Origin of the sequence: Citrobacter sp. CK191 (assembly GCF_030333435.1) — a bacterium.
Classification (GTDB): domain Bacteria; phylum Pseudomonadota; class Gammaproteobacteria; order Enterobacterales; family Enterobacteriaceae; genus Citrobacter_B; species Citrobacter_B koseri.
The window spans coordinates 192,309-213,056 of record NZ_JAOWFX010000030.1; the positions used below are offsets into that span (position 1 = coordinate 192,309).

General features: G+C 56.0%; 21 protein-coding genes and 1 riboswitch. Of the genes, 9 read left to right on the plus strand and 12 right to left on the minus strand.

Going from position 1 to position 20,748, the window contains the following annotated elements; all coding sequences use genetic code 11:
• Position 1: 1 nt before the first annotated feature.
• From ureC to ttdA, 7 genes are all read right to left on the minus strand, one after another.
• Entirely contained in the window at positions 2-1,705 is a 1,704-nt protein-coding gene (gene ureC / locus OGV82_RS10365) for an urease subunit alpha (protein ID WP_047461135.1), read from the minus strand.
• Complete coding sequence (locus OGV82_RS10370; RefSeq protein WP_012135195.1) at positions 1,698-2,018, minus strand: urease subunit beta; 321 nt, start codon at positions 2,016-2,018, stop codon at positions 1,698-1,700. Before OGV82_RS10370 ends, ureC begins: the two co-directional genes overlap by 8 nt.
• A gap of 10 nt (positions 2,019-2,028) precedes the next feature.
• Positions 2,029-2,331, minus strand: coding sequence for an urease subunit gamma (locus OGV82_RS10375; protein ID WP_042289336.1), 303 nt, complete (start codon positions 2,329-2,331; stop codon positions 2,029-2,031).
• 10 nt (positions 2,332-2,341) lie between these two features.
• Positions 2,342-3,199: an urease accessory protein UreD gene (locus OGV82_RS10380; RefSeq protein ID WP_199972207.1), complete on the minus strand. Its 858-nt coding sequence runs from the start codon at positions 3,197-3,199 to the stop codon at positions 2,342-2,344.
• A gap of 89 nt (positions 3,200-3,288) precedes the next feature.
• A complete protein-coding gene (locus tag OGV82_RS10385; RefSeq protein ID WP_047461140.1) occupies positions 3,289-4,752 on the minus strand; it encodes an anion permease in 1,464 nt (487 codons plus the stop codon).
• A gap of 48 nt (positions 4,753-4,800) precedes the next feature.
• Complete coding sequence (gene ttdB, locus OGV82_RS10390) at positions 4,801-5,406, minus strand: L(+)-tartrate dehydratase subunit beta (RefSeq protein ID WP_012135191.1); 606 nt, start codon at positions 5,404-5,406, stop codon at positions 4,801-4,803.
• Positions 5,403-6,314 carry a L(+)-tartrate dehydratase subunit alpha gene (ttdA, locus tag OGV82_RS10395; RefSeq protein WP_012135190.1) on the minus strand — a complete coding sequence of 304 codons (912 nt, stop codon included), beginning with the start codon at positions 6,312-6,314 and terminating at the stop codon, positions 5,403-5,405. Before ttdA ends, ttdB begins: the two co-directional genes overlap by 4 nt.
• A gap of 210 nt (positions 6,315-6,524) precedes the next feature.
• Here ttdA and ttdR point away from each other — a divergent pair, with 210 nt between their 5' ends.
• Entirely contained in the window at positions 6,525-7,460 is a 936-nt protein-coding gene (gene ttdR / locus OGV82_RS10400; protein WP_047461143.1) for an L-tartrate utilization transcriptional activator TtdR, read from the plus strand.
• A gap of 103 nt (positions 7,461-7,563) precedes the next feature.
• Here the strand turns inward: ttdR and plsY are convergent, their stop codons facing one another.
• Positions 7,564-8,181 carry a glycerol-3-phosphate 1-O-acyltransferase PlsY gene (gene plsY / locus OGV82_RS10405; RefSeq protein WP_012135188.1) on the minus strand — a complete coding sequence of 206 codons (618 nt, stop codon included), beginning with the start codon at positions 8,179-8,181 and terminating at the stop codon, positions 7,564-7,566.
• 106 nt (positions 8,182-8,287) lie between these two features.
• Between plsY and folB the strand changes: the two genes are divergently transcribed.
• Both folB and bacA read left to right on the plus strand, forming a co-directional pair.
• Positions 8,288-8,656, plus strand: a complete 369-nt coding sequence (gene folB, locus OGV82_RS10410; protein WP_012135187.1) for a bifunctional dihydroneopterin aldolase/7,8-dihydroneopterin epimerase — start codon at positions 8,288-8,290, stop codon at positions 8,654-8,656.
• A gap of 90 nt (positions 8,657-8,746) precedes the next feature.
• Entirely contained in the window at positions 8,747-9,565 is an 819-nt protein-coding gene (bacA, locus tag OGV82_RS10415) for an undecaprenyl-diphosphate phosphatase (RefSeq protein WP_012135186.1), read from the plus strand.
• Positions 9,566-9,666: 101 nt separating this feature from the next.
• Here the strand turns inward: bacA and OGV82_RS10420 are convergent, their stop codons facing one another.
• Positions 9,667-10,908: a multifunctional CCA addition/repair protein gene (locus OGV82_RS10420; RefSeq protein WP_012135183.1), complete on the minus strand. Its 1,242-nt coding sequence runs from the start codon at positions 10,906-10,908 to the stop codon at positions 9,667-9,669.
• Between the two features lie 63 nt (positions 10,909-10,971).
• On the minus strand, positions 10,972-11,592 hold the full coding sequence (locus OGV82_RS10425; RefSeq protein ID WP_012135182.1) for a TIGR04211 family SH3 domain-containing protein: 621 nt from the start codon (positions 11,590-11,592) through the stop codon (positions 10,972-10,974).
• Between the two features lie 241 nt (positions 11,593-11,833).
• Here OGV82_RS10425 and OGV82_RS10430 point away from each other — a divergent pair, with 241 nt between their 5' ends.
• The 4 genes from OGV82_RS10430 (at position 11,834) to glgS (ending at position 17,987) form a co-directional block, all read left to right on the plus strand.
• Positions 11,834-13,135, plus strand: coding sequence for a CYTH domain-containing protein (locus tag OGV82_RS10430; RefSeq protein WP_047461147.1), 1,302 nt, complete (start codon positions 11,834-11,836; stop codon positions 13,133-13,135).
• Positions 13,136-13,269: 134 nt separating this feature from the next.
• Entirely contained in the window at positions 13,270-16,110 is a 2,841-nt protein-coding gene (glnE, locus tag OGV82_RS10435; RefSeq protein WP_047461150.1) for a bifunctional [glutamate--ammonia ligase]-adenylyl-L-tyrosine phosphorylase/[glutamate--ammonia-ligase] adenylyltransferase, read from the plus strand.
• Between the two features lie 59 nt (positions 16,111-16,169).
• The gene (gene hldE / locus OGV82_RS10440; RefSeq protein WP_012135177.1) at positions 16,170-17,603 is read left to right on the plus strand and encodes a bifunctional D-glycero-beta-D-manno-heptose-7-phosphate kinase/D-glycero-beta-D-manno-heptose 1-phosphate adenylyltransferase HldE; all 1,434 of its coding nucleotides are present in this window, start codon (positions 16,170-16,172) and stop codon (positions 17,601-17,603) included.
• 174 nt (positions 17,604-17,777) lie between these two features.
• Positions 17,778-17,987, plus strand: a complete 210-nt coding sequence (gene glgS, locus OGV82_RS10445) for a cell surface composition regulator GlgS (RefSeq protein WP_012135175.1) — start codon at positions 17,778-17,780, stop codon at positions 17,985-17,987.
• 34 nt (positions 17,988-18,021) lie between these two features.
• Here glgS and ubiK read toward each other — a convergent pair whose 3' ends face one another.
• On the minus strand, positions 18,022-18,318 hold the full coding sequence (gene ubiK, locus OGV82_RS10450) for a ubiquinone biosynthesis accessory factor UbiK (protein WP_024130961.1): 297 nt from the start codon (positions 18,316-18,318) through the stop codon (positions 18,022-18,024).
• Positions 18,319-18,450: 132 nt separating this feature from the next.
• Positions 18,451-18,656, plus strand: a riboswitch (FMN riboswitch).
• 105 nt (positions 18,657-18,761) lie between these two features.
• On the opposite strand from ubiK, the gene ribB reads away from it, so the two are divergent.
• Both ribB and OGV82_RS10460 read left to right on the plus strand, forming a co-directional pair.
• Entirely contained in the window at positions 18,762-19,415 is a 654-nt protein-coding gene (gene ribB / locus OGV82_RS10455) for a 3,4-dihydroxy-2-butanone-4-phosphate synthase (RefSeq protein WP_101744066.1), read from the plus strand.
• Positions 19,416-19,708: 293 nt separating this feature from the next.
• Positions 19,709-19,885, plus strand: a complete 177-nt coding sequence (locus OGV82_RS10460; RefSeq protein ID WP_012135172.1) for a hypothetical protein — start codon at positions 19,709-19,711, stop codon at positions 19,883-19,885.
• A 19-nt stretch (positions 19,886-19,904) separates the two neighbouring features.
• Here the strand turns inward: OGV82_RS10460 and zupT are convergent, their stop codons facing one another.
• Positions 19,905-20,678, minus strand: a complete 774-nt coding sequence (gene zupT, locus OGV82_RS10465; RefSeq protein WP_101744067.1) for a zinc transporter ZupT — start codon at positions 20,676-20,678, stop codon at positions 19,905-19,907.
• Positions 20,679-20,748: the final 70 nt, after the last annotated feature.

Here is a 20,748-nt window from a genome sequence, read left to right on the forward strand (position 1 = left end):
CTCAGAATAAAAAATAACGCTGGGCCATCGGCAACACGTCTGCCGGTTCGCTGGTGATCGGCTCACCGTCAATGCGCACCTCGTAAGTCTGGGCGTCAACGGTGATGTTGGGTTGCAGGCTGTTGTGGATCATGTCGGCTTTTTTTACCGTCCGGCAGCCTTTCACGACGGCGGTGGCGCTGCGTAAGTTGAGCTGCTGCGCAATGCCGTTTTCAACCGCAGCCTGAGAAAGAAAGGTCAGGCGACAGTGATGACGCGCCGCGCCAAGCGCGCCAAACATCGGCCGGTAATGCACCGGTTGCGGGGTAGGAATCGAGGCGTTGATATCACCCATCGGCGCGCAGACGATCATCCCGCCTTTAATGAGTGTTGCGGGTTTTACGCCAAAAAAGGCCGGAGACCAGAGCACCAGATCCGCCAGCTTTCCCGCCTCAACAGAACCGACCTCATGGGCGATGCCGTGGGTTAGCGCCGGGTTTATCGTGTACTTGGCGATGTAGCGTTTTACGCGCTGGTTGTCGTTATCGCCCGTCTCCTCCGCTAACGGGCCGCGTTGTACTTTCATCCGGTGCGCCACCTGCCAGGTGCGCAGAATGACTTCGCCCACCCGTCCCATCGCCTGGGAATCCGACGAGGTCAGGGAAAAGGCGCCGAGATCGTGCAGCACATCTTCGGCGGCGATGGTTTCCCGACGAATACGCGACTCGGCAAACGCCACATCTTCGGCGATATCCGGGTCGAGATGGTGGCAGACCATCAGCATATCGAGATGCTCGTCAATGGTGTTGACGGTATAAGGCAGTGTCGGGTTGGTGGAGGAGGGGAGAATATGGGGATGCGCGCAGGCGGTGATAATATCCGGGGCGTGACCGCCGCCCGCCCCTTCGGTATGAAAGGTATGGATCGTGCGATCGCCAATTGCCGCCAGCGTGTCCTCGACGAAACCGGACTCGTTTAACGTGTCGCTGTGCAGCGCGACCTGAATATCCATCTCTTCAGCCACGGTCAGCGCACAGTCGATCGCCGCAGGCGTCGCGCCCCAGTCCTCGTGGATCTTCAGGCCGATCGCGCCGGCGGCAATCTGCTCACGCAGCGCGTCCGGGTTCGAGCCATTCCCTTTGCCGAGAAAACCGATATTCACCGGCAGGCTGTCCGCCGCCTGCAACATGCGGGCGATGTACCACGGGCCAGGCGTGCAGGTGGTGGCATTGGTGCCCGCTGCCGGGCCGGTGCCGCCGCCAATCATGGTCGTCACGCCAGAGACCAGCGCCTCTTCCGCCTGCTGCGGGCAGATCCAGTGAATATGCGTGTCCACGCCGCCTGCGGTAACGATCTTTCCTTCACCGGCGATCGCCTCCGTGCCGACGCCAATTGGGATCGTCACATTGGGCTGAATATCCGGGTTACCGGCTTTGCCGATGGCGAAGATCCTGCCGTCTTTGATGCCGATGTCCGCCTTGACGATCCCCCAGTGATCGACGATCAGCGCGTTGGTGATCACCAGATCCACACACGCGCGAGCACGCATCTGCCCCTGGCCCATACCGTCGCGGATCACTTTGCCGCCGCCGAATTTCACCTCTTCGCCGTAGGTCGTGAGATCGTTTTCGACTTCGATCCACAGTTCGGTATCCGCCAGACGCACCCGGTCGCCGGTCGTCGGGCCAAACATGTCGGCGTAAGCCTGCCGGGAAATCTCAGTCATTGTCTGCCTCCAGAGAGCCCATTACTTCGCCGCGAAAACCAAAAATACGCTGTGCCCCGGCGACGCGCACCAGTTCGACCTCGCGTTTTTGCCCCGGCTCAAAACGCACTGCCGTGCCTGCGGGGATGTTCAGGCGAAAACCGCGTGCGGCTTGCCTGTCAAAGCGTAATGCGGGGTTGACCTCGTAAAAGTGATAGTGTGATCCGACCTGAACCGGGCGATCGCCATGATTCTCAACCACGATCGTGCAGGTTTCTCTGCCTGTATTGATCGCGATGTTTCCCGTGGAGATCCTGTATTCGCCTGGAATCATGGTTCCTCCTTTATACGATCGGGTTATGAACGGTGACCAGTTTCGAGCCGTCTGGAAAGGTGGCTTCAACCTGAATATCCGGGATCATTTCCGGCACGCCCTCCATCACCTGATCGCGGGTCAACACATGGCGACCGTCTTCCATCAGTGACGCCACGCTTTTGCCGTCGCGGGCGCCTTCCATAATGAAAGCGCTGATCAGCGCCACCGATTCCGGGTAGTTCAGCTTCAGTCCACGCGCCAGACGACGCTCCGCCACCAGCGCGGCGGTAAAGAGCAACAGCTTGTCTTTTTCTCTGGGAGTCAGTTCCATAGTGATTCTCTTATGTCTGCCAGATACGGGGCAGGAATGGCGGTTTTTGGGTCAGTTGTGGTCGTAAGGATTGCCAGACGGCGCGCATAACGCGCTGGATAAGCAGGTTGTCGTGCCCGAGGAAGCGCAGGGCCAGCAGTGAATCAATCAGCGTCGCGCCAGCGTAGTCGCCGAGGGGGGCAATTTGCTCGCGTACGCCGTCCAGCATCTTTTCCGTGGCGGGATAACAGAGCAGCGTACCGCTCCAGGGATGTCTGGCGACGGTGTGCAGGTTTCCTCCCTCAAGGTGCAGCCTTTCTATTAATAGCGGCGTACCGTCCCGCCATACTTCCAGGCGGTTGCGCAGCGTGCCGTGGCTGAAGGTCTCCTGCATCACCGGTCGCCCCAAACAGAGCAGATCCCAGGCCAGCAGTTGGCTCTCTTGCGCCAGATGAAAGACCGACTGGATGTTAGCGTTCGCGCCGGGAAAAAGGATCGTATCCTGCGGCAGCCACTCCAGCGTGGCCTGCGGGGCGAGATAAAAATCCTGCCGCAGCTGCGCCTGAGGGCCGCGACTGCGGTAAAACTTCCCTGCGCCAGGCTGGGTGATTAACGCATGGCTGTCTGTTGCAAGCGTGGCGGAAATCGTGAGTTCATCGCCCCCGACAATACCGCCCGGCGGATGAAGCAAATAGAGGTGGCAAACGTCGTCTTCCGGGTAAAACGGACGCTGTACCGTCAGCGGGCCGACGTGTCGCGCCGAAGTGAGCACTGTTTTATGCGCGGCGCGGGTAAACCGCAGATCCAGTTCGGCCTGCCAGCCCCGTGTGAGAGTCTTATGCGCAACGGTGTCCAGAGCGTTTCCCTTATCAGCGTGAGGGGAGTGCATACAAAAAAGTATGCCTCAGCGCATCGGGAAAACGGTCATACGAGAAGCTTATGGAAAAAAGAGGCGGCGTCATGCCGCCCCAACGAGGTTTACAGCAAAACGAGAGGCATCCAGACAAGGCCGGTTATTACCAGCAGAACCAGGAAGATCAGGCCAAAAATAGCGCCCAGCCGCCAGTAATCCACCGTCGGCAGATAACCGCTACCGTAGTAGATGGGGCTTGGGCCGGTCGCATAGGGGGTGAGAATGCTGCCCAGACCAATGGCGGCGCCGACCATCAGGCAAAACACCGGTAAGGGGATGTCCGGCATCGCCAGCGCGGCGGCAATCATCATCGGCGCCAGCGCGGAGGTATAAGCGGTGGCGCTGGCAAAAAAGTAGCGTAACAGATAAAACACCACGATGAGCGCGACCATCACCATCATCGGCGAATAGCTGCTTAGCCCGTTTGCCAGCAGTTTGCCAAACCAGGTGATAAAGCCGGTATTGTTCAGTCCGGTGGCGAGCGTAATCAGCGAAGCCAGCCAGAAGAAAACGTTCCATGCCGCTTTATTGCTGACGATGTCATCCCAGGAGATGATGCGTAATACCAGCATCAATGCCACCACGCTATAACCGACCATCGCGGCATCAATGTAATCGCCGCCGAAGATCCACAGCACCAGCGCGCCGACCATCAGCACCAGCATCTTTTTCTCGCGCGAGCAGAGCGGGCCCATCTCCTTTAGCTCAGCTTCCGCCCAGCGCGGCACCTGGTCGCCCGACTTCAGTACCGGCGGATACAGCACGTAGGCCAGCCACGGAACCAGCAAGACCAGCAGAATGCTTAGCGGCAGCATTCCTGAGAACCAGTCGCCCCAGCTTAGCGCCGTATGGGATGCGCTTTTCATCAGGCCAATCAGCAACAGGTTAGGCGCCATCGCCGTCAGGAAAATGGCGCTGGTAACGCAGTCGGCGGTGATGCCCATCCACATAATATATGAGCCAATGGAGCGGGAGCTGGCGTCGTTAGGCTGCGAGTTATAGAGCGGCGGCAGGTTGCGGATAATCGGGTAGATGATCCCGGCGCCGCGCGCGGAGTTAGACGGCGTGACCGGGGCGAGGATCAGCTCGGAAAACATCACCGCATAGCCAAGAAACAGCGTGCGATGGCCCATCTTCTTCACCAGCATCAGCGCAATTCGCCGACCGAGGCCGGTTTTTTCATAGCCGGTGCCAAACATAAAGGCGGCGAAAATCAGCCAGATAACCGAGTTAGAAAAACCAGACACCGCCCACGAGAGGGCTTTGGCGGTAAATTTGAAGCCTTCCTGCGCGAGCTGATCGGGGCTGAACAGCAGCCACGGCGACAGAACGGCGATGATCGAAATCCCGATCATCGCCACGACCGCGCCCGGCACAGGTTCCAGAATGAGTCCCACAATGACGCCGGTAAAGACCGCAAAATAGAGCCAGGTGTGGCTCTCAAGACCGGTGGGGACGGGCAAAACAGCAATAATGGCGATGACCACCAGTGGAGCCAGGTATCGCCACCAACCAGATAAAGGTGCCATTGTCGTATCCCTGAGAAAAGGGAGAGGCGCAGCGCCTCTCCAGGAGGGTTATTTGATGTAGTGCACGTACTCGCAGATCTCGTCAACGATGGGACCGCGACGCTCGGCGAACTGTTTTTTGTTGTCGGCGATCAGGTTGTTGCCGTGGGTATCGATAGAGACAATCAGCGGCCCGAACTCTTTCACCCGGCAAACCCACAGCGATTCCGGCATGCCGAGTTCTGTCCAGTGCACCTCTTCTATCTCTTCGACCTGGGTCGCCGCCAGCACCGCGCAGCCAGCCGGGAAGATGACGTGCAGCGCTTTGAATTTCTGGCAGCCTTCTTCGGTCAGCGGCCCCATCCCGCCTTTTCCGACCACCAGCTTCACGCCGGTCTGCTCAATGAACTCTTTTTCAAAGGCTTCCATACGCATGCTGGTGGTCGGGCCGACGGAGACCATCTCCCATTTATCACCGTTTTTACGCACAATCGGCCCGGCGTGGAAAATCGCTTTGCCATTGAGATCGTAAGGAATAGGGCGCTTGAGTTCGATCAGGCGGCGGTGACAAACGTCGCGACAGGTCACCAGCGTTCCGGTCAGGTAGATCACATCGCCAACGCGGATATCTTCCAGGTCTTCGGCTTTGATCGGGGTAGTGAGGATCTTTTTCATAACGCGCTCCGGGTGTGGGACAGGTTTTCGAAGGAGAGGTCAGAATGAACCAGCAGCGTACCGCGACGGTGCGCCCAGCAGCCGGTGGAGACAGCCACGCCAATGGTTGACGGATGACGGGCGGCGGATTCGATGTGTACGCCCATCACCGAGCTGTTGCCGGTCAGCCCTTGTGGGCCGATTCCCAGGCGGTTTAGCCCTTCTTCCAGCCGCAGCTCAAGCTCTGCTGCCTTTGGATTCGGATGACGGGTGCCTATCGGGCGCAGAATCGCTTTGCGGGAAAGCACGGCGGCGGTTTCGACGGAGGTTGCGATGCCCACGCCGACCAGTACCGGTGGACAGGCATTGACCGCCAGCGTGGAGATGTTTTCAAAGACGAATTTCACCACGCCTTCGTAGCCTTCGGAAGGCATCAGCACTTTGGAACGCCCTGGCAGCGTGCAACCGCCGCCCGCCATATAAACTTCAATTTCCGCATCGTCGCCATCGGGAATAATCTCCCAGGTGACCCACGGCACGCCGCTGCCGGTGTTTTTGCCGGTATTCACTTCGTCGAAGATTTCGACCGCGTTATGGCGTAGCGGCGCTTTTACGGTGGCGTCTTCCACGGCCTGCTTAAGAATACTTTGCAGCTCGCCCAGCAGCGGGAAGCGGGAACCGACCTTCACGAAGAACATAATTTCACCCGTGTCCTGGCAGGCCGGGCGGTTCAGGTCGATTGCTTTCTGCATGTTATCGAACATCGTGTGGTAGATAATGTTTCCCATCGATGAGGTTTCGGCATCACGCAGCTGTTTTAATTTATCGACGACGTCATCGGGCATTCGGGTGGAGATCATGGCGGTAAAATTAGCGACAATATCCGTCAACGTAGTAACCGCATTTTGGTTATTTTGATTGCTCATCATATCAACTCCAGTTCTTTTATTAATCTGGAAATAAATTCTCTGGAGTAAACTACCACTAAAGGTGTGGTTTTATATTTTTTGTCACTGTGTATATGCAATTAACAGTTCGTGAATCACACTACAGAAAGGTGATGAAAATTGAGCAAAGGCAGGGTTTAACGACGTTAAGAGATTTACACTGCGCGTATTAAAATCACGGATAACCGACAGATGCTGAACAACTATCCCTTAGCCAAAGACCTACAGGTTTTGGTTGAAATTGTCCATACGGGAAGCTTTAGCGCGGCAGCGGCGGCGCTGGGGCAAACGCCCGCGTTCGTGACGAAACGGATTCAGATTCTTGAGACAACCCTTGCCACCACGCTGTTGAACCGCTCGGCAAGAGGTGTTGCGCTGACGGAAAGCGGGCAACGCTGCTATGAACATGCGCTGAAGCTCCTCACGCACTATCAGCGGCTGGTGGATGAGGTGACGCAAATTAAAACGCGCCCGGAGGGAATGATTCGCATTGGCTGTAGTTTTGGTTTTGGCCGCAGTTATATTGCACCTGCCATTACCGACCTGATGCGCAATTATCCTGAATTACAGGTTCACTTTGAACTCTTCGATCGGCAAATTGATTTGGTACAGGATAATATCGATCTGGATATTCGGATTAACGATGAAATTCCTGATTATTATATTGCGCATTTGTTAACAAAGAATAAAAGAATATTATGCGCGTCTCCCGCATATCTCCATAAATATCCTGAGCCGAAAACCTTACAAGAATTAAGCGGTCATGATTGTCTGGTGACAAAAGAACGTGATATGACCCACGGCATATGGGAACTGGGGAACGGGCAAGAGAAAAAATCAGTGAAAGTAACCGGACACCTCTCTTCCAATAGCGGTGAAATTGTTTTGCAGTGGGCGCTGGAGGGCAAAGGGATCATGCTGCGTTCAGAGTGGGATGTGCAGCCGTTTCTGGCGAGCGGTAAACTGGTGAGGGTATTGCCGGAGTATGCGCAGAGCGCCAATATCTGGGCGGTCTATCAGGAACCGCTGTACCGCAGCGTAAAGTTACGGGTATGTGTGGAGTTTCTGGCGGCATGGTGCCAGAAGCGACTCGGCAAGCCAGACGAGGGATATCAGGTGGCGTGGTGAACCCATCTGTAGGCCGGATAAGACGCTTTGCGTCGCCATCCGGCGATGCGTATGTGCCTGATGGCGGCTTCGCCTTACCTGGCCTACGGCGTGGTGTAAAAAGCTACTGCGGATCTTTCTCGCGCTTCTTCTTAAGTTTCGTCCAGATCTTCGTCTCCTGACGACGCCACAGGCGCTGGATGTTGTCATGGTGGCGCAGCAAAATCAGGCAAGACAGCATAGAGACCGGGAAGGTGAACTGGGGTTTAAACCACCACACGTAGAATGGCGCAATCAGCGCGCTGACGATCGCGCCCAATGACGAGTAACCGCTCAGTAAGACGGTCAGCAGCCAGGTGCCCGCCATCACGCCAGTTAAGTCCCAGCCGATGGGCGCGATCGCGCCGAATGCGGTCGCGACGCCTTTTCCGCCTTTGAAGCCAAAAAAGACCGGCCAGATGTGCCCCAGACAGGCGGCGATGGCAATCAGGCCCAGCCAGAAAGGGGTTACGCCTAATGCATAAGCGCCCCAGACCGGCAGCATGCCTTTGAGGACGTCGAAAATCAGTACCGCTACGGCTGCTCCCTTGCCCCCTATGCGTAACACATTGGTCGCGCCAGGGTTACCGGAGCCACTCTGACGCGGGTCGGGTAAACCTGCAATGCGGCAGACCAGAATGGCACTGGAAATTGAGCCGCAGAGGTACGCGAAGAGGATCATTCCAGGCGCGATTGCACTCATAAGCTGTTCCGTTTTGAAAATGTCGTGTTAAACGCTACTTCTGTGGATAATACGCATATTTCGCCGGAAGTGGTATCCGGGTTAGCCAAAAAGCAGGCAGGTCGTGATGGATATTGTATTTATAGAGCAACTTTCGGTAATCACCACTATCGGTGTTTACGACTGGGAGCAAACTATCGAACAGAAACTGGTGTTCGATATCGAAATGGCGTGGGACAACCGTAAGTCAGCCAGAAGCGACGACGTTGCGGATTGTCTGAGCTATGCCGACATTGCCGATACGGTAGTCAGCCATGTGGAGGGCGGCCGTTTTGCGTTAGTCGAACGCGTAGCGGAAGAGGTGGCGGATCTGCTGCTCAGCCGCTTTAACTCTCCGTGGGTACGCATCAAGCTCAGTAAGCCCGGCGCCGTAGCGCGTGCGGCGAATGTTGGCGTTATCATTGAGCGTGGCAATAATCTGAAAGAAAATAATTAACTTCATAGTTTTTAAACCAAACGGCGATATATGGGTCTTAAAGCTGGAGTCATAACTGCTGTTCGTTTTTTTTGATTTAGGGGTTTATTGATGAGCGATATACACTCGCTGCTGGTGGCGGCAATTTTGGGTGTGGTCGAAGGATTGACGGAGTTTTTGCCCGTCTCCAGCACGGGCCATATGATCATTGTTGGTCACCTGTTGGGTTTTGAAGGCGATACGGCAGAGACGTTTGAGGTGGTAATTCAGTTGGGATCGATCCTGGCGGTGGTGGTGATGTTCTGGCGGCGTTTGTTCGGCCTGATCGGCATTCACTTTGGCAAACAACCGCATGAAGGCACCGGAAAAGGACGCCTGACGTTAGGGCATATTGTGCTGGGGATGATCCCGGCCGTGGTGCTGGGCCTGGTGTTCCATGACACCATTAAGTCTTTGTTTAATCCCGTTAACGTGATGTATGCGCTGGTCGTGGGCGGTCTGCTGCTGATTGCCGCGGAATGCCTGAAGCCGAAAGAGCCGCGCGCGCCGGGCCTGGACGATATGACGTATCGTCAGGCGTTTATGATTGGCTGCTTCCAGTGTCTGGCGCTGTGGCCGGGCTTTTCCCGTTCCGGCGCGACCATTTCCGGTGGGATGTTGATGGGGGTGAGTCGCTATGCCGCATCGGAATTCTCATTCCTGCTGGCCGTTCCGATGATGATGGGCGCGACGGCGTTGGATCTCTACAAGAGCTGGTCGTTCCTGACGGTGGAAGATATCCCCATGTTCGCCGTGGGATTTGTGACTGCGTTCATTGTGGCGCTGATCGCCATCAAAACCTTCCTGCAATTGATTAAGCGTATCTCGTTCATTCCGTTTGCGATTTACCGCTTTATCGTGGCTGCTGCGGTCTACGTTGTTTTCTTCTGATAACGCTTGATGCCGGATGGCGGCGTAAATGCCTTATCCGGCCTACGGTTCGATTTTGTTGCCGGATAAGCGGAGCGCCATCCGGCAACAAAACGGTGAGCTTACGCCTCGGGTTTCGGGCAACGCCGTTCCTTCCAGTTAGCCACCGCTGCAATTCGCCGTCTGGTGAGTTCTTCGCGGATCTCCGCGCCTTTAAAGCCTGCCTCCACCACCTCTTTTGTCGGCACCGCCTGCGCGACCAGCCACGCTTCGCGCAGCCAGCGACCTTGCGGATAGTCAGACGCCTCAAAACCGGTACGACCGCGCACGTCGGCCTCGCTGGTCAGGGCGATTTGCTCTACGCGCTGCGGCTTACGCCAGGCGTCAATCGAATCGAACAGCTTCACGATCGTTTTCGGCTGCAAAATCGGGAAGGTATGGATGAGATCGTGGAATTCCGCCACCAGTTTGGCTAAATCCCGAATCTCATTCGGCACGCGCAGACGCTGGCATAACTGCTCGACCAGCTTTACGCCTGCCGGGCCGTGACCATGATGGCGCGGCCAGAGCGCTTTGGGCGTCAACCCTTTGCCAAGGTCGTGACAGAGCGTGGCGAAACGCACATCAACGTTCGGGCTGAGCATGGCGGCCATTGATAACGTCATCAATGTGTGGATGCCGGTATCGATTTCCGGGTGCCACTTTGCCGGAGCCGGAACGCCAAACAGCGCGTCCACTTCCGGGAACAGAACGCGTAGCGCGCCGCAGTCGCGCAGCACCTGAAAGAAAACCTGCGGATTGCGCGTGGTTAAGGCGTTCTCGGTCTCCTTCCATACGCGCTCCGGCGTGAGGTGTTCCAGTTCGCCTGCGGCGGTCATGTCGCGCATCAACGCCAGGGTTTCATCAGCGATGCGGAAACTGAGGTGCGCGTAGCGGGCGGCAAAACGCGCCACGCGCAACACGCGCAGCGGATCTTCGCTAAAGGCGGGGGAAACATGGCGCAGCAGGCGATTGTCCAGATCGCGACGCCCCTGATAGGGGTCGACGATATGGCCGTCGTCATCCTGCGCGAGGGCATTAATGGTGAGGTCGCGACGTTGCAGGTCTTCTTCCAGCGTCACGTCCGGCGCGGCATAGCAGGTAAAGCCGGTATAGCCTGAACCGGATTTACGCTCGGTGCGCGCCAGCGCATACTCTTCACGCGTTTGCGGATGAAGAAACACGGGAAAATCGCGGCCTACCTGCTGGTAGCCCGCGTCAAGCATCTCCTGCGGCGTGGCGCCAACCACCACCCAATCTTTATCTTTGACCGGTAGCCCTAACAACGCATCCCGAACAGCACCACCGACCAGATAAATCTTCACGCCACTTTCCCTTCCTGAAAAAATCATCCCTTAATCATATGTCAGTGCGGCAGAGAAGGCGATTTAGTTCATCCAGCGGTCTTTGCGTTTACGGCTTGGGATCATGTGCGGGAGAACCAGGCCGAGCAGCAGGCCGAGTCCCAGCACGCCGCCGCCATACATGAACCACTGCATAATAATGGTGCGCTGCTTGTCATCAAGTTGCAGATTGGCGGCGCTGACTTTCTTCTGCGCCACGATCAGCTCGTTTTTCAGCTTCTGGTTTTCTTCTTTCAACCCGTTAATCACGCTGTCGCTCTGCGACACTTTTTGCTGCATGTCGGCCGTGCGCTGATTCCAGGTGGTATCAATATTGTTCAGCTTATCGGTCAGCGTCTTAACCTGATTTTCCAGATCCGGTACGCGGATACGCAGGCTGGGCGAGCTGTTCAGCTCTTTCATCGGGATCCAGGCAGTACGACCTGTACTGTCTTTCACCTGAGCGTAATTCGTGTTGGCGTCAGTCTGTAATAATGTCACTTCCTCGCCGGCATTCACCGTACCCACGAGGCGATAATTATCTCCCGGACCGCTGCGGACCCAGGTATTCAGTTCGTCAGAGACATAGCGCTTCTCTTCTGCGTGGGAGACGGCAGTGGCGCTAAGTGCAAGTAAAGTTAATCCAATCAGGCGTAATTTTGGCATCAGGCTGTCGTTTTTGTCATAAAAAGTGGAACGATAGTAGTGGCATCAGTGTCTCTACGCAAAGCATTCGACATCAATCGGAATCATCTGTGTCATCTTTGCCACTGTTTTAAACTTTTACGCCCGTCAAATTGCTCGTTGCATGGCAATTTGGCGCAAAATACTATCTACTGACAAAAAAGAACGCGTTAAGTTCGCCGTCATTCTTCCCATATGTGACATAACCCATAAGTACAAGGCAATGGCTCAGGAAATCGAATTAAAGTTTATCGTTAATCACGACGCTGTAGACGCGTTGCGTGACCATCTGCAAACACTCGGCGGCGAGCACCATGCGCCCAGCCAGTTACAGAACATTTACTACGAAACGCCGGACAAGTGGTTGCGTGGACATGATATAGGTCTGCGCATCCGTGGCGAGAATGGTCGTTATGAAATGACCATGAAAATCGCCGGTCGGGTTACGGGGGGCCTGCATCAACGGCCGGAATACAATGTTGCGCTGAGCGAGCCGACGTTGGATCTCGCACGGCTCCCGCAGGAGGTCTGGCCGAACGGCGAGCTGCCCGCGGATCTCGCTTCACGCGTGCAGCCGCTGTTCAGCACCGATTTTTACCGTGAGAAATGGCTGGTGGACGTTGACGGCAGCCGTATTGAAATCGCGCTCGATCTTGGCGAAGTGAAGGCCGGAGAATGTGCCGAGCCAATTTGCGAGCTGGAGCTGGAACTGTTAAGTGGCGAGACCCGTGCGGTGTTGAAACTGGCAAACCAACTGGTGTCGCAAGCGGGTCTGCGTCAGGGCAGCCTGAGCAAGGCCGCACGGGGATATCATCTGGCGCAGGGGAATGCTCCGCGTGGGATCAGACCTACTGCGGTGCTGAAAGCGCCAGCCAAAGCCAGCATTGAGCAGGGGCTGGAAGCGGCGCTGGAGCTGGCATTGTCGCAATGGCAGTACCATGAAGAACTGTGGGTGCGTGGAAATGACGCCGCCAAAGCGGATGTACTGGCGGCGATGGGGCTGGTTCGCCATGCGCTGATGCTGTTTGGCGGTATTGTACCGCGTAAAGCAAGCGCTCACTTACGCGATTTGCTGACGCAGTCGGAAGCGACCCTTGTCTCTGAGGTTTCAGCCATCACGGCTATCTATAGCACGCAAACGGCGATGGCTAAACTGGCGCTGACCGAATGGCTGGTCACCAAAGCCTGGCAACCGTTCCTTGATGCCAAAGCGCAGGCGAAAATGGCCGATTCTTTCAAACGCTTTGCCGATATTCACCTGTCGCGCCATGCGGCGGAGCTGAAAGCGACTTTCGGGCAGCCGTTGGGCGATCGGTATCGCGATCAGCTTCCGCGCCTGACCCGCGATATTGACAGCATTTTGCTGCTGGCAGGTTATTACGACGCGAATGCGGTACAGGCCTGGCTGGAGAACTGGCAGGGCCTGCGCCACGCGATTGTGACAGGGCAGCGCATTGAAGTTGAACACTTCCGCAATGAGGCGATCTTCCAGGAGCCGTTCTGGCTGCATAGCGGAAAACGATAACCAGTAACGCCTGATGGCGATGCAGCGCATCTTATCAGGCCTACGGGCGCAGGTTTTGTAGGCCGGATAAGGCGTCACGCCGCCATCCGGCAACACTCATCGGGATTAGTTAGCCATCTGAGGACACACCTTAAATGAAGCCGCTTTCTTCACCGTTACAGCAGCACTGGCAGACCGTGGTTGAGCGGTTACCAGAAATCCTGGCTGAAGCCACGCTTAGCGTTCAGGCGAAGTCAGTACTTACATTTAGTGACTTTGTGCAGGACAGCGTGATTGCGCATCCCGAATGGCTGACTGAGCTGGAAAGCGCGCCGCCGCAGGCCGATGAGTGGCGGCATTATGCCGCGTGGCTACAGGACGCGTTGGCGCAGGTGACTGATGAAGCGGCGCTGATGCGTGAGCTTCGCGTATTCCGTCGCCGCATCATGGTACGTATCGCCTGGGCGCAGGCGCTGTCGCTGGTGGAAGAAGAAAACATTCTGCAACAGCTAAGCCATCTGGCGGAAACGTTGATCGTCGCCGCGCGCGACTGGTTGTATGACGCCTGCTGTCGCGAATGGGGGACGCCCTGCAACCATGATGGCGTACCTCAACCGTTGCTGATTCTGGGGATGGGAAAACTGGGCGGCGGCGAGCTGAATTTCTCCTCGGATATCGATCTGATCTTCGCCTGGCCGGAGCACGGTTCCACCCGGGGCGGTCGGCGCGAGCTGGATAACGCGCAGTTCTTTACCCGCATGGGGCAGCGTTTGATCAAAGTGCTGGACCAGCCGACGATGGACGGCTTTGTGTACCGGGTGGATATGCGCTTGCGCCCGTTTGGCGACAGTGGCCCGCTGGTGCTGAGTTTTGCCGCGCTGGAAGATTATTACCAGGAACAAGGGCGCGACTGGGAGCGTTATGCGATGGTCAAAGCGCGCATTATGGGCGCTGCCGACAGTGCGTATGTCGATGAACTGCGCACCATGTTGCGACCTTTCGTGTTCCGCCGCTATATCGATTTCAGCGTGATCCAGTCCCTGCGTAATATGAAAGGGATGATTGCCCGTGAAGTGCGCCGTCGCGGTCTGAAAGACAATATTAAGCTTGGCGCCGGCGGTATTCGTGAAATTGAGTTTATCGTGCAGGTGTTCCAGTTGATTCGCGGCGGACGGGAACCCTCGCTGCAATCGCGCTCGTTGCTGCCGACGCTGAGCGCGATTGATGCGCTGCACCTGTTGCCAGAAAATGACGCCGGACAGTTACGCGCGGCCTATCTCTTCCTGCGCCGTCTGGAAAACCTGCTGCAAAGCATCAATGATGAGCAGACCCAGACGCTGCCGGGCGATGAACTGAACCGGGCGCGTCTGGCCTGGGGAATGCGCACGGATGACTGGTCGCAGCTCACCGACATTCTGGCGGCGCACATGGCTAACGTGCGTCGGGTATTTAACGAACTGATTGGCGATGACGAAACCGATACTCAGGAAGATACGCTGTCGGAACACTGGCGCGAACTGTGGCAGGATGCGCTACAGGAAGATGATACCACGCCAGTGCTGGCGCATCTGTCCGACGACGATCGCGGACGCGTGCTGGCGTTAATCGCCGACTTTCGTAAAGAGCTGGATAAGCGCACCATTGGCCCGCGTGGGCGGCAGGTGCTCGACCATCTGATGCCGCATCTGCTTAGCGACGTGTGCTCGCGCGAAGATGCTTCTGTGCCGCTGTCGCGTATTACGCCGCTGCTGGTGGGGATCGTTACGCGTACTACCTACCTTGAATTACTGAGCGAATTTCCTGGCGCGCTGAAGCACCTGATTTCGCTGTGCGCCGCTTCGCCGATGGTGGCGAGCCAGCTGGCGCGTTATCCGCTGTTGCTCGATGAACTACTGGATCCGAATACGCTGTATCAGCCAACGGCGACCGACGCTTATCGCGATGAGTTACGCCAGTATTTGCTGCGTGTGCCGGAAGATGACGAAGAGCAGCAGCTGGAAGCGCTGCGCCAGTTTAAACAAACGCAGCTGTTGCGCATTGCGGCGGCGGATATCGCCGGTACGCTACCGGTGATGAAGGTCAGCGATCACCTGACCTGGCTGGCGGAGGCCATTATCGACGCCGTTGTCCAGCAGGCGTGGGGGCAAATGGTGGCGCGCTATGGGCAGCCGACGCACCTTGCTGAGCGCACCGGACGCGGGTTTGCGGTGGTGGGTTATGGCAAGCTGGGTGGCTGGGAACTGGGCTACAGCTCCGATCTTGATCTGATCTTTTTGCACGATTGCCCAATGGACGTGATGACCGACGGCGAGCGTGAAATTGACGGCCGCCAGTTCTACTTACGCCTGGCGCAGCGCATTATGCACCTGTTCAGCACCCGCACCTCTTCCGGTATCTTGTATGAAGTGGACGCGCGGCTGCGCCCGTCCGGCGCGGCGGGAATGCTGGTTACGTCGGCGGAAGCCTTTGCCGATTATCAGAAAAACGAAGCCTGGACATGGGAGCATCAGGCGCTGGTACGCGCCCGTGTGGTTTATGGCGACCCGCAACTGACCTCGCAGTTTGACGCCGTGCGTCGCGATATCATGACCCTCGCTCGCGAAGGCAAAACGTTGCAGACCGAGGTGCGCGAAATGCGCGAGAAAATGCGCGCGCATCTGGGCAACAAGCATCGCGATCGTTTTGATATCAAAGCCGACGAAGGCGGGATCACCGATATTGAATTTATTACCCAATATCTGGTGCTGCGCTATGCGCATGAAAAGCCGAAGCTGACGCGCTGGTCCGATAACGTGCGCATTCTGGAACTGCTGGCGCAAAACGACATTATGGATGAACAGGAAGCGCAGGCGCTGACGCAGGCCTATACCACGCTGCGCGATGAGCTTCATCACCTTGCGCTACAGGAGCTTCCGGGGCATGTGGCGCAAGAGTGCTTCAGCAAGGAACGCGCGCTGGTACGGGCAAGCTGGCAGAAGTGGCTGGTTGCCGGGTGAAGTGTGCTATTATCGCGCGCAAATTTTAAGACCCTCAGAGAATCTCTCAGGAGACAGGAATGAAAGTAACGCTGCCAGAGTTTGAACGTGCAGGAGTCATGGTTGTTGGTGATGTGATGCTGGATCGCTACTGGTACGGGCCGACCAGCCGTATTTCCCCCGAAGCGCCAGTACCCGTTGTCAAAGTGGACACCATTGAAGAACGTCCGGGCGGTGCGGCGAACGTGGCGATGAACATCGCTTCTCTGGGCGCAAATTCGCGTCTGGTGGGTCTGACCGGTATTGACGATGCGGCGCGCGCGCTGAGCAAAACGCTGGCAGATGTGAACGTAAAATGCGACTTCGTTTCTGTGCCTACGCATCCGACGATTACCAAACTGCGTGTACTTTCCCGTAACCAGCAGCTGATTCGCCTGGATTTTGAAGAAGGCTTTGAAGGCGTCGATCCGCTGCCATTGCACGAGCGTATTAACCAGGCGCTGGGCTCAATTGGCGCGCTGGTGTTGTCTGATTACGCCAAAGGCGCGTTGGCCAGCGTTCAGCAGATGATTCAGCTTGCGCGTAAAGCGGGCGTTCCGGTGCTGATCGACCCGAAAGGCACCGATTTCGAACGTTATCGCGGCGCCACGCTGTTGACGCCGAACCTGTCTGAGTTCGAAGCGGTGGCGGGTAAATGTAAAAGTGAAGAAGAGATTGTCGAACGCGGCATGAAGCTGATTGCCGATTTCGAATTTTCTGCGCTGCTGGTGACCCGTTCCGAGCAGGGAATGACGCTGCTGCAACCGGGTAAAGCGCCGCTGCATATGCCGACCCAGGCGCAGGAAGTGTATGACGTTACCGGTGCCGGGGATACGGTGATCGGCGTACTGGCAGCCACATTAGCGGCGGGGAACTCCCTGGAAGAGGCCTGCTATTTCGCGAACGCGGCAGCAGGCGTTGTCGTCGGTAAACTGGGAACATCAACCGTTTCGCCAATCGAACTGGAAAATGCGGTGCGCGGTCGTGCGGATACCGGCTTCGGCGTGATGACGGAAGCCGAACTGAAACAGGCCGTGGCCAGCGCGCGTAAACGCGGCGAGAAAGTGGTCATGACCAACGGCGTTTTTGACATTCTGCATGCCGGACATGTGTCTTACCTGGCGAACGCCCGCAAGCTGGGCGATCGCCTGATCGTCGCGGTGAACAGCGATGCCTCCACCAAACGTCTGAAAGGCGAAACTCGCCCTGTGAATCCGCTGGAACAGCGAATGATCGTGCTGGGTGCGCTGGAGTCCGTTGACTGGGTGGTTTCTTTCGATGAGGACACCCCGCAGCGGCTGATTGCTGGCGTGCTGCCGGATTTGCTGGTGAAAGGCGGTGACTATAAGCCAGAAGAGATTGCCGGTAGCGAAGAAGTCTGGGCCAACGGCGGCGAAGTGCTGGTGCTTAACTTCGAAGACGGTTGTTCGACCACCAATATCATCAAGAAAATCCAGAAAGACAGCGATAAATAACCGCTGAACAGACGGCCCGATACGCACTGCGCCATCGGGCATCTGGCTTGTTCCCAAAGTGTGATGTCAGGCAACTGATATGCGCACTTTTTGCACAACCGTTCAACACATATAAGAGAATACTGAAATTAGAAAAAGCATATGGCCTTAACAGATATTTGATAACTGGAGGGTATGCTGATGAACGACAAGAACGTATATTCGTTAAACAATTTTGATTTTCTGGCGCGCAGTTTCGCCAGGATGCAGGCTGAGGGCCATCCTGTTGATATCCAGGCCGTTACCGGAAATATGGATGAGGCGCACCGCAGCTGGTTTTGCAAACGCTATGCGCTTTACTGCCAACAGGCGACACAGGCTAAGAAGCTAGAACTCGAACACTGAAAATATCAACGGGCCTTACGGCCCGTTGTGGTTTTTACTCTTGCGGATCGACAGGCGGGATGGCGGGCGCAGGTTTAACATCTACAGGTTTCTCACGCGCTTCCAGCTCGCTGAGGCGTTGCTCCAGCAGCGCCAGCTTTTCGCGGGTGCGCAGTAAGACCTGAGTCTGCACGTCAAACTCTTCACGGCTCACCAGATCGAGACGCGTCAGCTGCGATTGCAGCGTCTGACGGATTTTCTTCTCGATATCTTCCCCGAACTCCCGGACCCCTTTCGGCATCGACTCGTGAACCTGACGAGCGAGTTGCTCAATTTTTTTCGGGTCAATCATTGTGGTTTCCCTGAACTGGTAAGTGTCAGAACACATTGTAGTGCGATATGCAGGCGTCATAAACCAGAATTGTGTGTCGCTTAGCGGAGTAAAGGCGTTGATGAAGGTAATCAATAGCGTTATAGTTAACTCGCTTATTCTCAGGGCGGGGCGAAATTCCCCACCGGCGGTAAATCAGCGTATGTCCAAAAGATTTCGCGTTGCGGCAATGCAGCAGCGGCGTGAAAGATGAAGGACAGGTTGAAAGCCCGCGAGCGCTTCAGGTGCAAATCTGAAGGTCAGCAGATCCGGTGTAATTCCGGGGCCGACGGTTAAAGTCCGGATGGGAGAGAGTAACGATCCAGTCGGGCATGGGCCCGCTCACGTTATTTTTTTGCCGCTTGTCGGTACTCCTAAGACTGCCCTGATTCTGGTAACCATAATTTTAATGAGGTTTTTTTACCATGAATCAGACGCTACTTTCCTCTTTTGGTACGCCTTTTGAACGTGTGGAACATGCGCTATCCGCGCTGCGTGAAGGACGCGGTGTGATGGTGCTTGACGATGAAGATCGCGAAAACGAAGGCGATATGATTTTCCCGGCCGAGGCCATGACCGTTGAGCAGATGGCGCTGACCATTCGCCACGGCAGCGGCATTGTTTGTCTGTGCATCACTGAAGATCGTCGCAAGCAGCTCGATTTGCCGATGATGGTGGAGAACAATACCAGCGCCTACGGCACCGGTTTTACCGTGACCATTGAAGCCGCAAAAGGCGTGACTACCGGCGTTTCTGCCGCAGACCGCGTAACGACCGTTCGCGCAGCCATTGCCGATGGCGCGAAACCTGCCGATCTGCACCGTCCAGGCCACGTTTTCCCGCTGCGCGCGCAGCCGGGCGGCGTTCTGACCCGCGGCGGCCATACTGAAGCCACCATCGATCTGGTGACGCTGGCCGGGTTCAAACCTGCTGGCGTACTGTGTGAGCTGACGAATGACGATGGCACAATGGCGCGCGCGCCGGAATGCATCGCGTTTGCCGGTAAACACAACATGGCAGTAGTGACGATCGAAGATCTGGTGGCTTACCGCCAGGCGCACGAGCGTAAAGCCAGCTAATTCTGTAGGCCTGATAAGCGAAGCGCCATCAGGCGATGAGATGATAATAAAAACCGAAGCCGGTTCGCAGGCTTCGGTTTTTTGTGTTTACAGAGGTCATTAATCCCGCCGTTTATCCCTTATATTTTGCTTTTTTAAACATCCCATCTGTTAATAAAAGCCCAACCTTTTTCTCTATGATCAAAATCATATTCTCGATTTCATACTGTGCCAGTATATAGGGCTACCTCAATATAGGTAGAAAAGGTTTTAACGCTAATTGTTTGGTAATATTAGATTTTAAGGGTAAAAGGATGTTTATCGCCTGGTATTGGCTCGTCTTAATTTTTCTGGTGATCGTAGGGTATTTTTGCCATATGAAACGCTATTGTAAGGCGTTTCGGCAGGACAGAGATGCGCTGCTGGAAATCCGCAATAAATTACTTCGTCGCGATGATGAAGAACGCGTTATGACCAAAGAGCAGGAATAAGCGCTTCCTGCTGCCTCTGTTATCCGATTCCCATCGCCTGAAGCACGACAAGACTCAACCCCATCACCGACATTCCACACAGTACGCCGTAGCTGGGATTATTATTAGGGTCGATCTCTTTTGCCAGCGGCATCAGCTCATCAACGGATAATGCCACCATAATTCTCGCGACGGCGGCCATGATGGACGCCATAACGACCGGTGAGATCAGGCTGCCCAGAATAAGCCACGCCATTACACCGCCAAGAATTTCCGCCATCCCGGAGATACCGGCCCAGAAAATTGCGGTCCGTTTTGAACCGGTTGCGGCGTAGACTGGCCCGGCGACCGCTAATCCTTCAGGAATATTGTGCAAGGCGACCGCCAGGGCAATGCCAAAACCCAATTCGAGGTTGCTGCTGGCGGTGACGAAGGTGGCGATACCTTCCGGGAAGTTGTGCAGACTGATGCCCAGCGTCAGCAGGATGGCGGTGCGTTTTATCGAGCCGGGGAGAGGACGTGCGGTTTTTTGCACTAAATCTTGTGGGTGGGCGTGGGGAAGCAGCCTGTCGAGACCGAAATAACCCAGCAAGCCGATAATAAACATACCGTAACCCAGCACCGGAGACATGCCATCCGCCGCCAGCGCGGCTGGCAGCATCTCCATCAGCGAGATCAACAGCATAATGCCTGCGGCGAATCCCAGTGAAAACGCCAGCACGCGGTTGGACGGTTTTTGCCCCAGCACGCCAAGAAACGCGCCAATAAAGGTGGCGGCGCCCGCCAGTAAGGTCAGAATTAAAGGTACTGACATCGACAACTCCTTATGATTCAACTGTCCGAACCTGACCTTCAAAATAACTGATGATCTTCATCATGGTTAT

Bases quoted from the DNA above. Each gene is read 5' to 3' on its own strand.
- ureC (WP_047461135.1), bottom strand. From the start codon at position 1,705: ATGACTGAGATTTCCCGGCAGGCTTACGCCGACATGTTTGGCCCGACG.
- OGV82_RS10370 (WP_012135195.1), bottom strand. From the start codon at position 2,018: ATGATTCCAGGCGAATACAGGATCTCCACGGGAAACATCGCGATCAAT.
- OGV82_RS10375 (WP_042289336.1), bottom strand. From the start codon at position 2,331: ATGGAACTGACTCCCAGAGAAAAAGACAAGCTGTTGCTCTTTACCGCC.
- OGV82_RS10380 (WP_199972207.1), bottom strand. From the start codon at position 3,199: ATGCACTCCCCTCACGCTGATAAGGGAAACGCTCTGGACACCGTTGCG.
- OGV82_RS10385 (WP_047461140.1), bottom strand. From the start codon at position 4,752: ATGGCACCTTTATCTGGTTGGTGGCGATACCTGGCTCCACTGGTGGTC.
- ttdB (WP_012135191.1), bottom strand. From the start codon at position 5,406: ATGAAAAAGATCCTCACTACCCCGATCAAAGCCGAAGACCTGGAAGAT.
- ttdA (WP_012135190.1), bottom strand. From the start codon at position 6,314: ATGATGAGCAATCAAAATAACCAAAATGCGGTTACTACGTTGACGGAT.
- ttdR (WP_047461143.1), top strand. From the start codon at position 6,525: ATGCTGAACAACTATCCCTTAGCCAAAGACCTACAGGTTTTGGTTGAA.
- plsY (WP_012135188.1), bottom strand. From the start codon at position 8,181: ATGAGTGCAATCGCGCCTGGAATGATCCTCTTCGCGTACCTCTGCGGC.
- folB (WP_012135187.1), top strand. From the start codon at position 8,288: ATGGATATTGTATTTATAGAGCAACTTTCGGTAATCACCACTATCGGT.
- bacA (WP_012135186.1), top strand. From the start codon at position 8,747: ATGAGCGATATACACTCGCTGCTGGTGGCGGCAATTTTGGGTGTGGTC.
- OGV82_RS10425 (WP_012135182.1), bottom strand. From the start codon at position 11,592: ATGCCAAAATTACGCCTGATTGGATTAACTTTACTTGCACTTAGCGCC.
- OGV82_RS10430 (WP_047461147.1), top strand. From the start codon at position 11,834: ATGGCTCAGGAAATCGAATTAAAGTTTATCGTTAATCACGACGCTGTA.
- glnE (WP_047461150.1), top strand. From the start codon at position 13,270: ATGAAGCCGCTTTCTTCACCGTTACAGCAGCACTGGCAGACCGTGGTT.
- hldE (WP_012135177.1), top strand. From the start codon at position 16,170: ATGAAAGTAACGCTGCCAGAGTTTGAACGTGCAGGAGTCATGGTTGTT.
- glgS (WP_012135175.1), top strand. From the start codon at position 17,778: ATGCTGATGAACGACAAGAACGTATATTCGTTAAACAATTTTGATTTT.
- ubiK (WP_024130961.1), bottom strand. From the start codon at position 18,318: ATGATTGACCCGAAAAAAATTGAGCAACTCGCTCGTCAGGTTCACGAG.
- ribB (WP_101744066.1), top strand. From the start codon at position 18,762: ATGAATCAGACGCTACTTTCCTCTTTTGGTACGCCTTTTGAACGTGTG.
- OGV82_RS10460 (WP_012135172.1), top strand. From the start codon at position 19,709: ATGTTTATCGCCTGGTATTGGCTCGTCTTAATTTTTCTGGTGATCGTA.
- zupT (WP_101744067.1), bottom strand. From the start codon at position 20,678: ATGTCAGTACCTTTAATTCTGACCTTACTGGCGGGCGCCGCCACCTTT.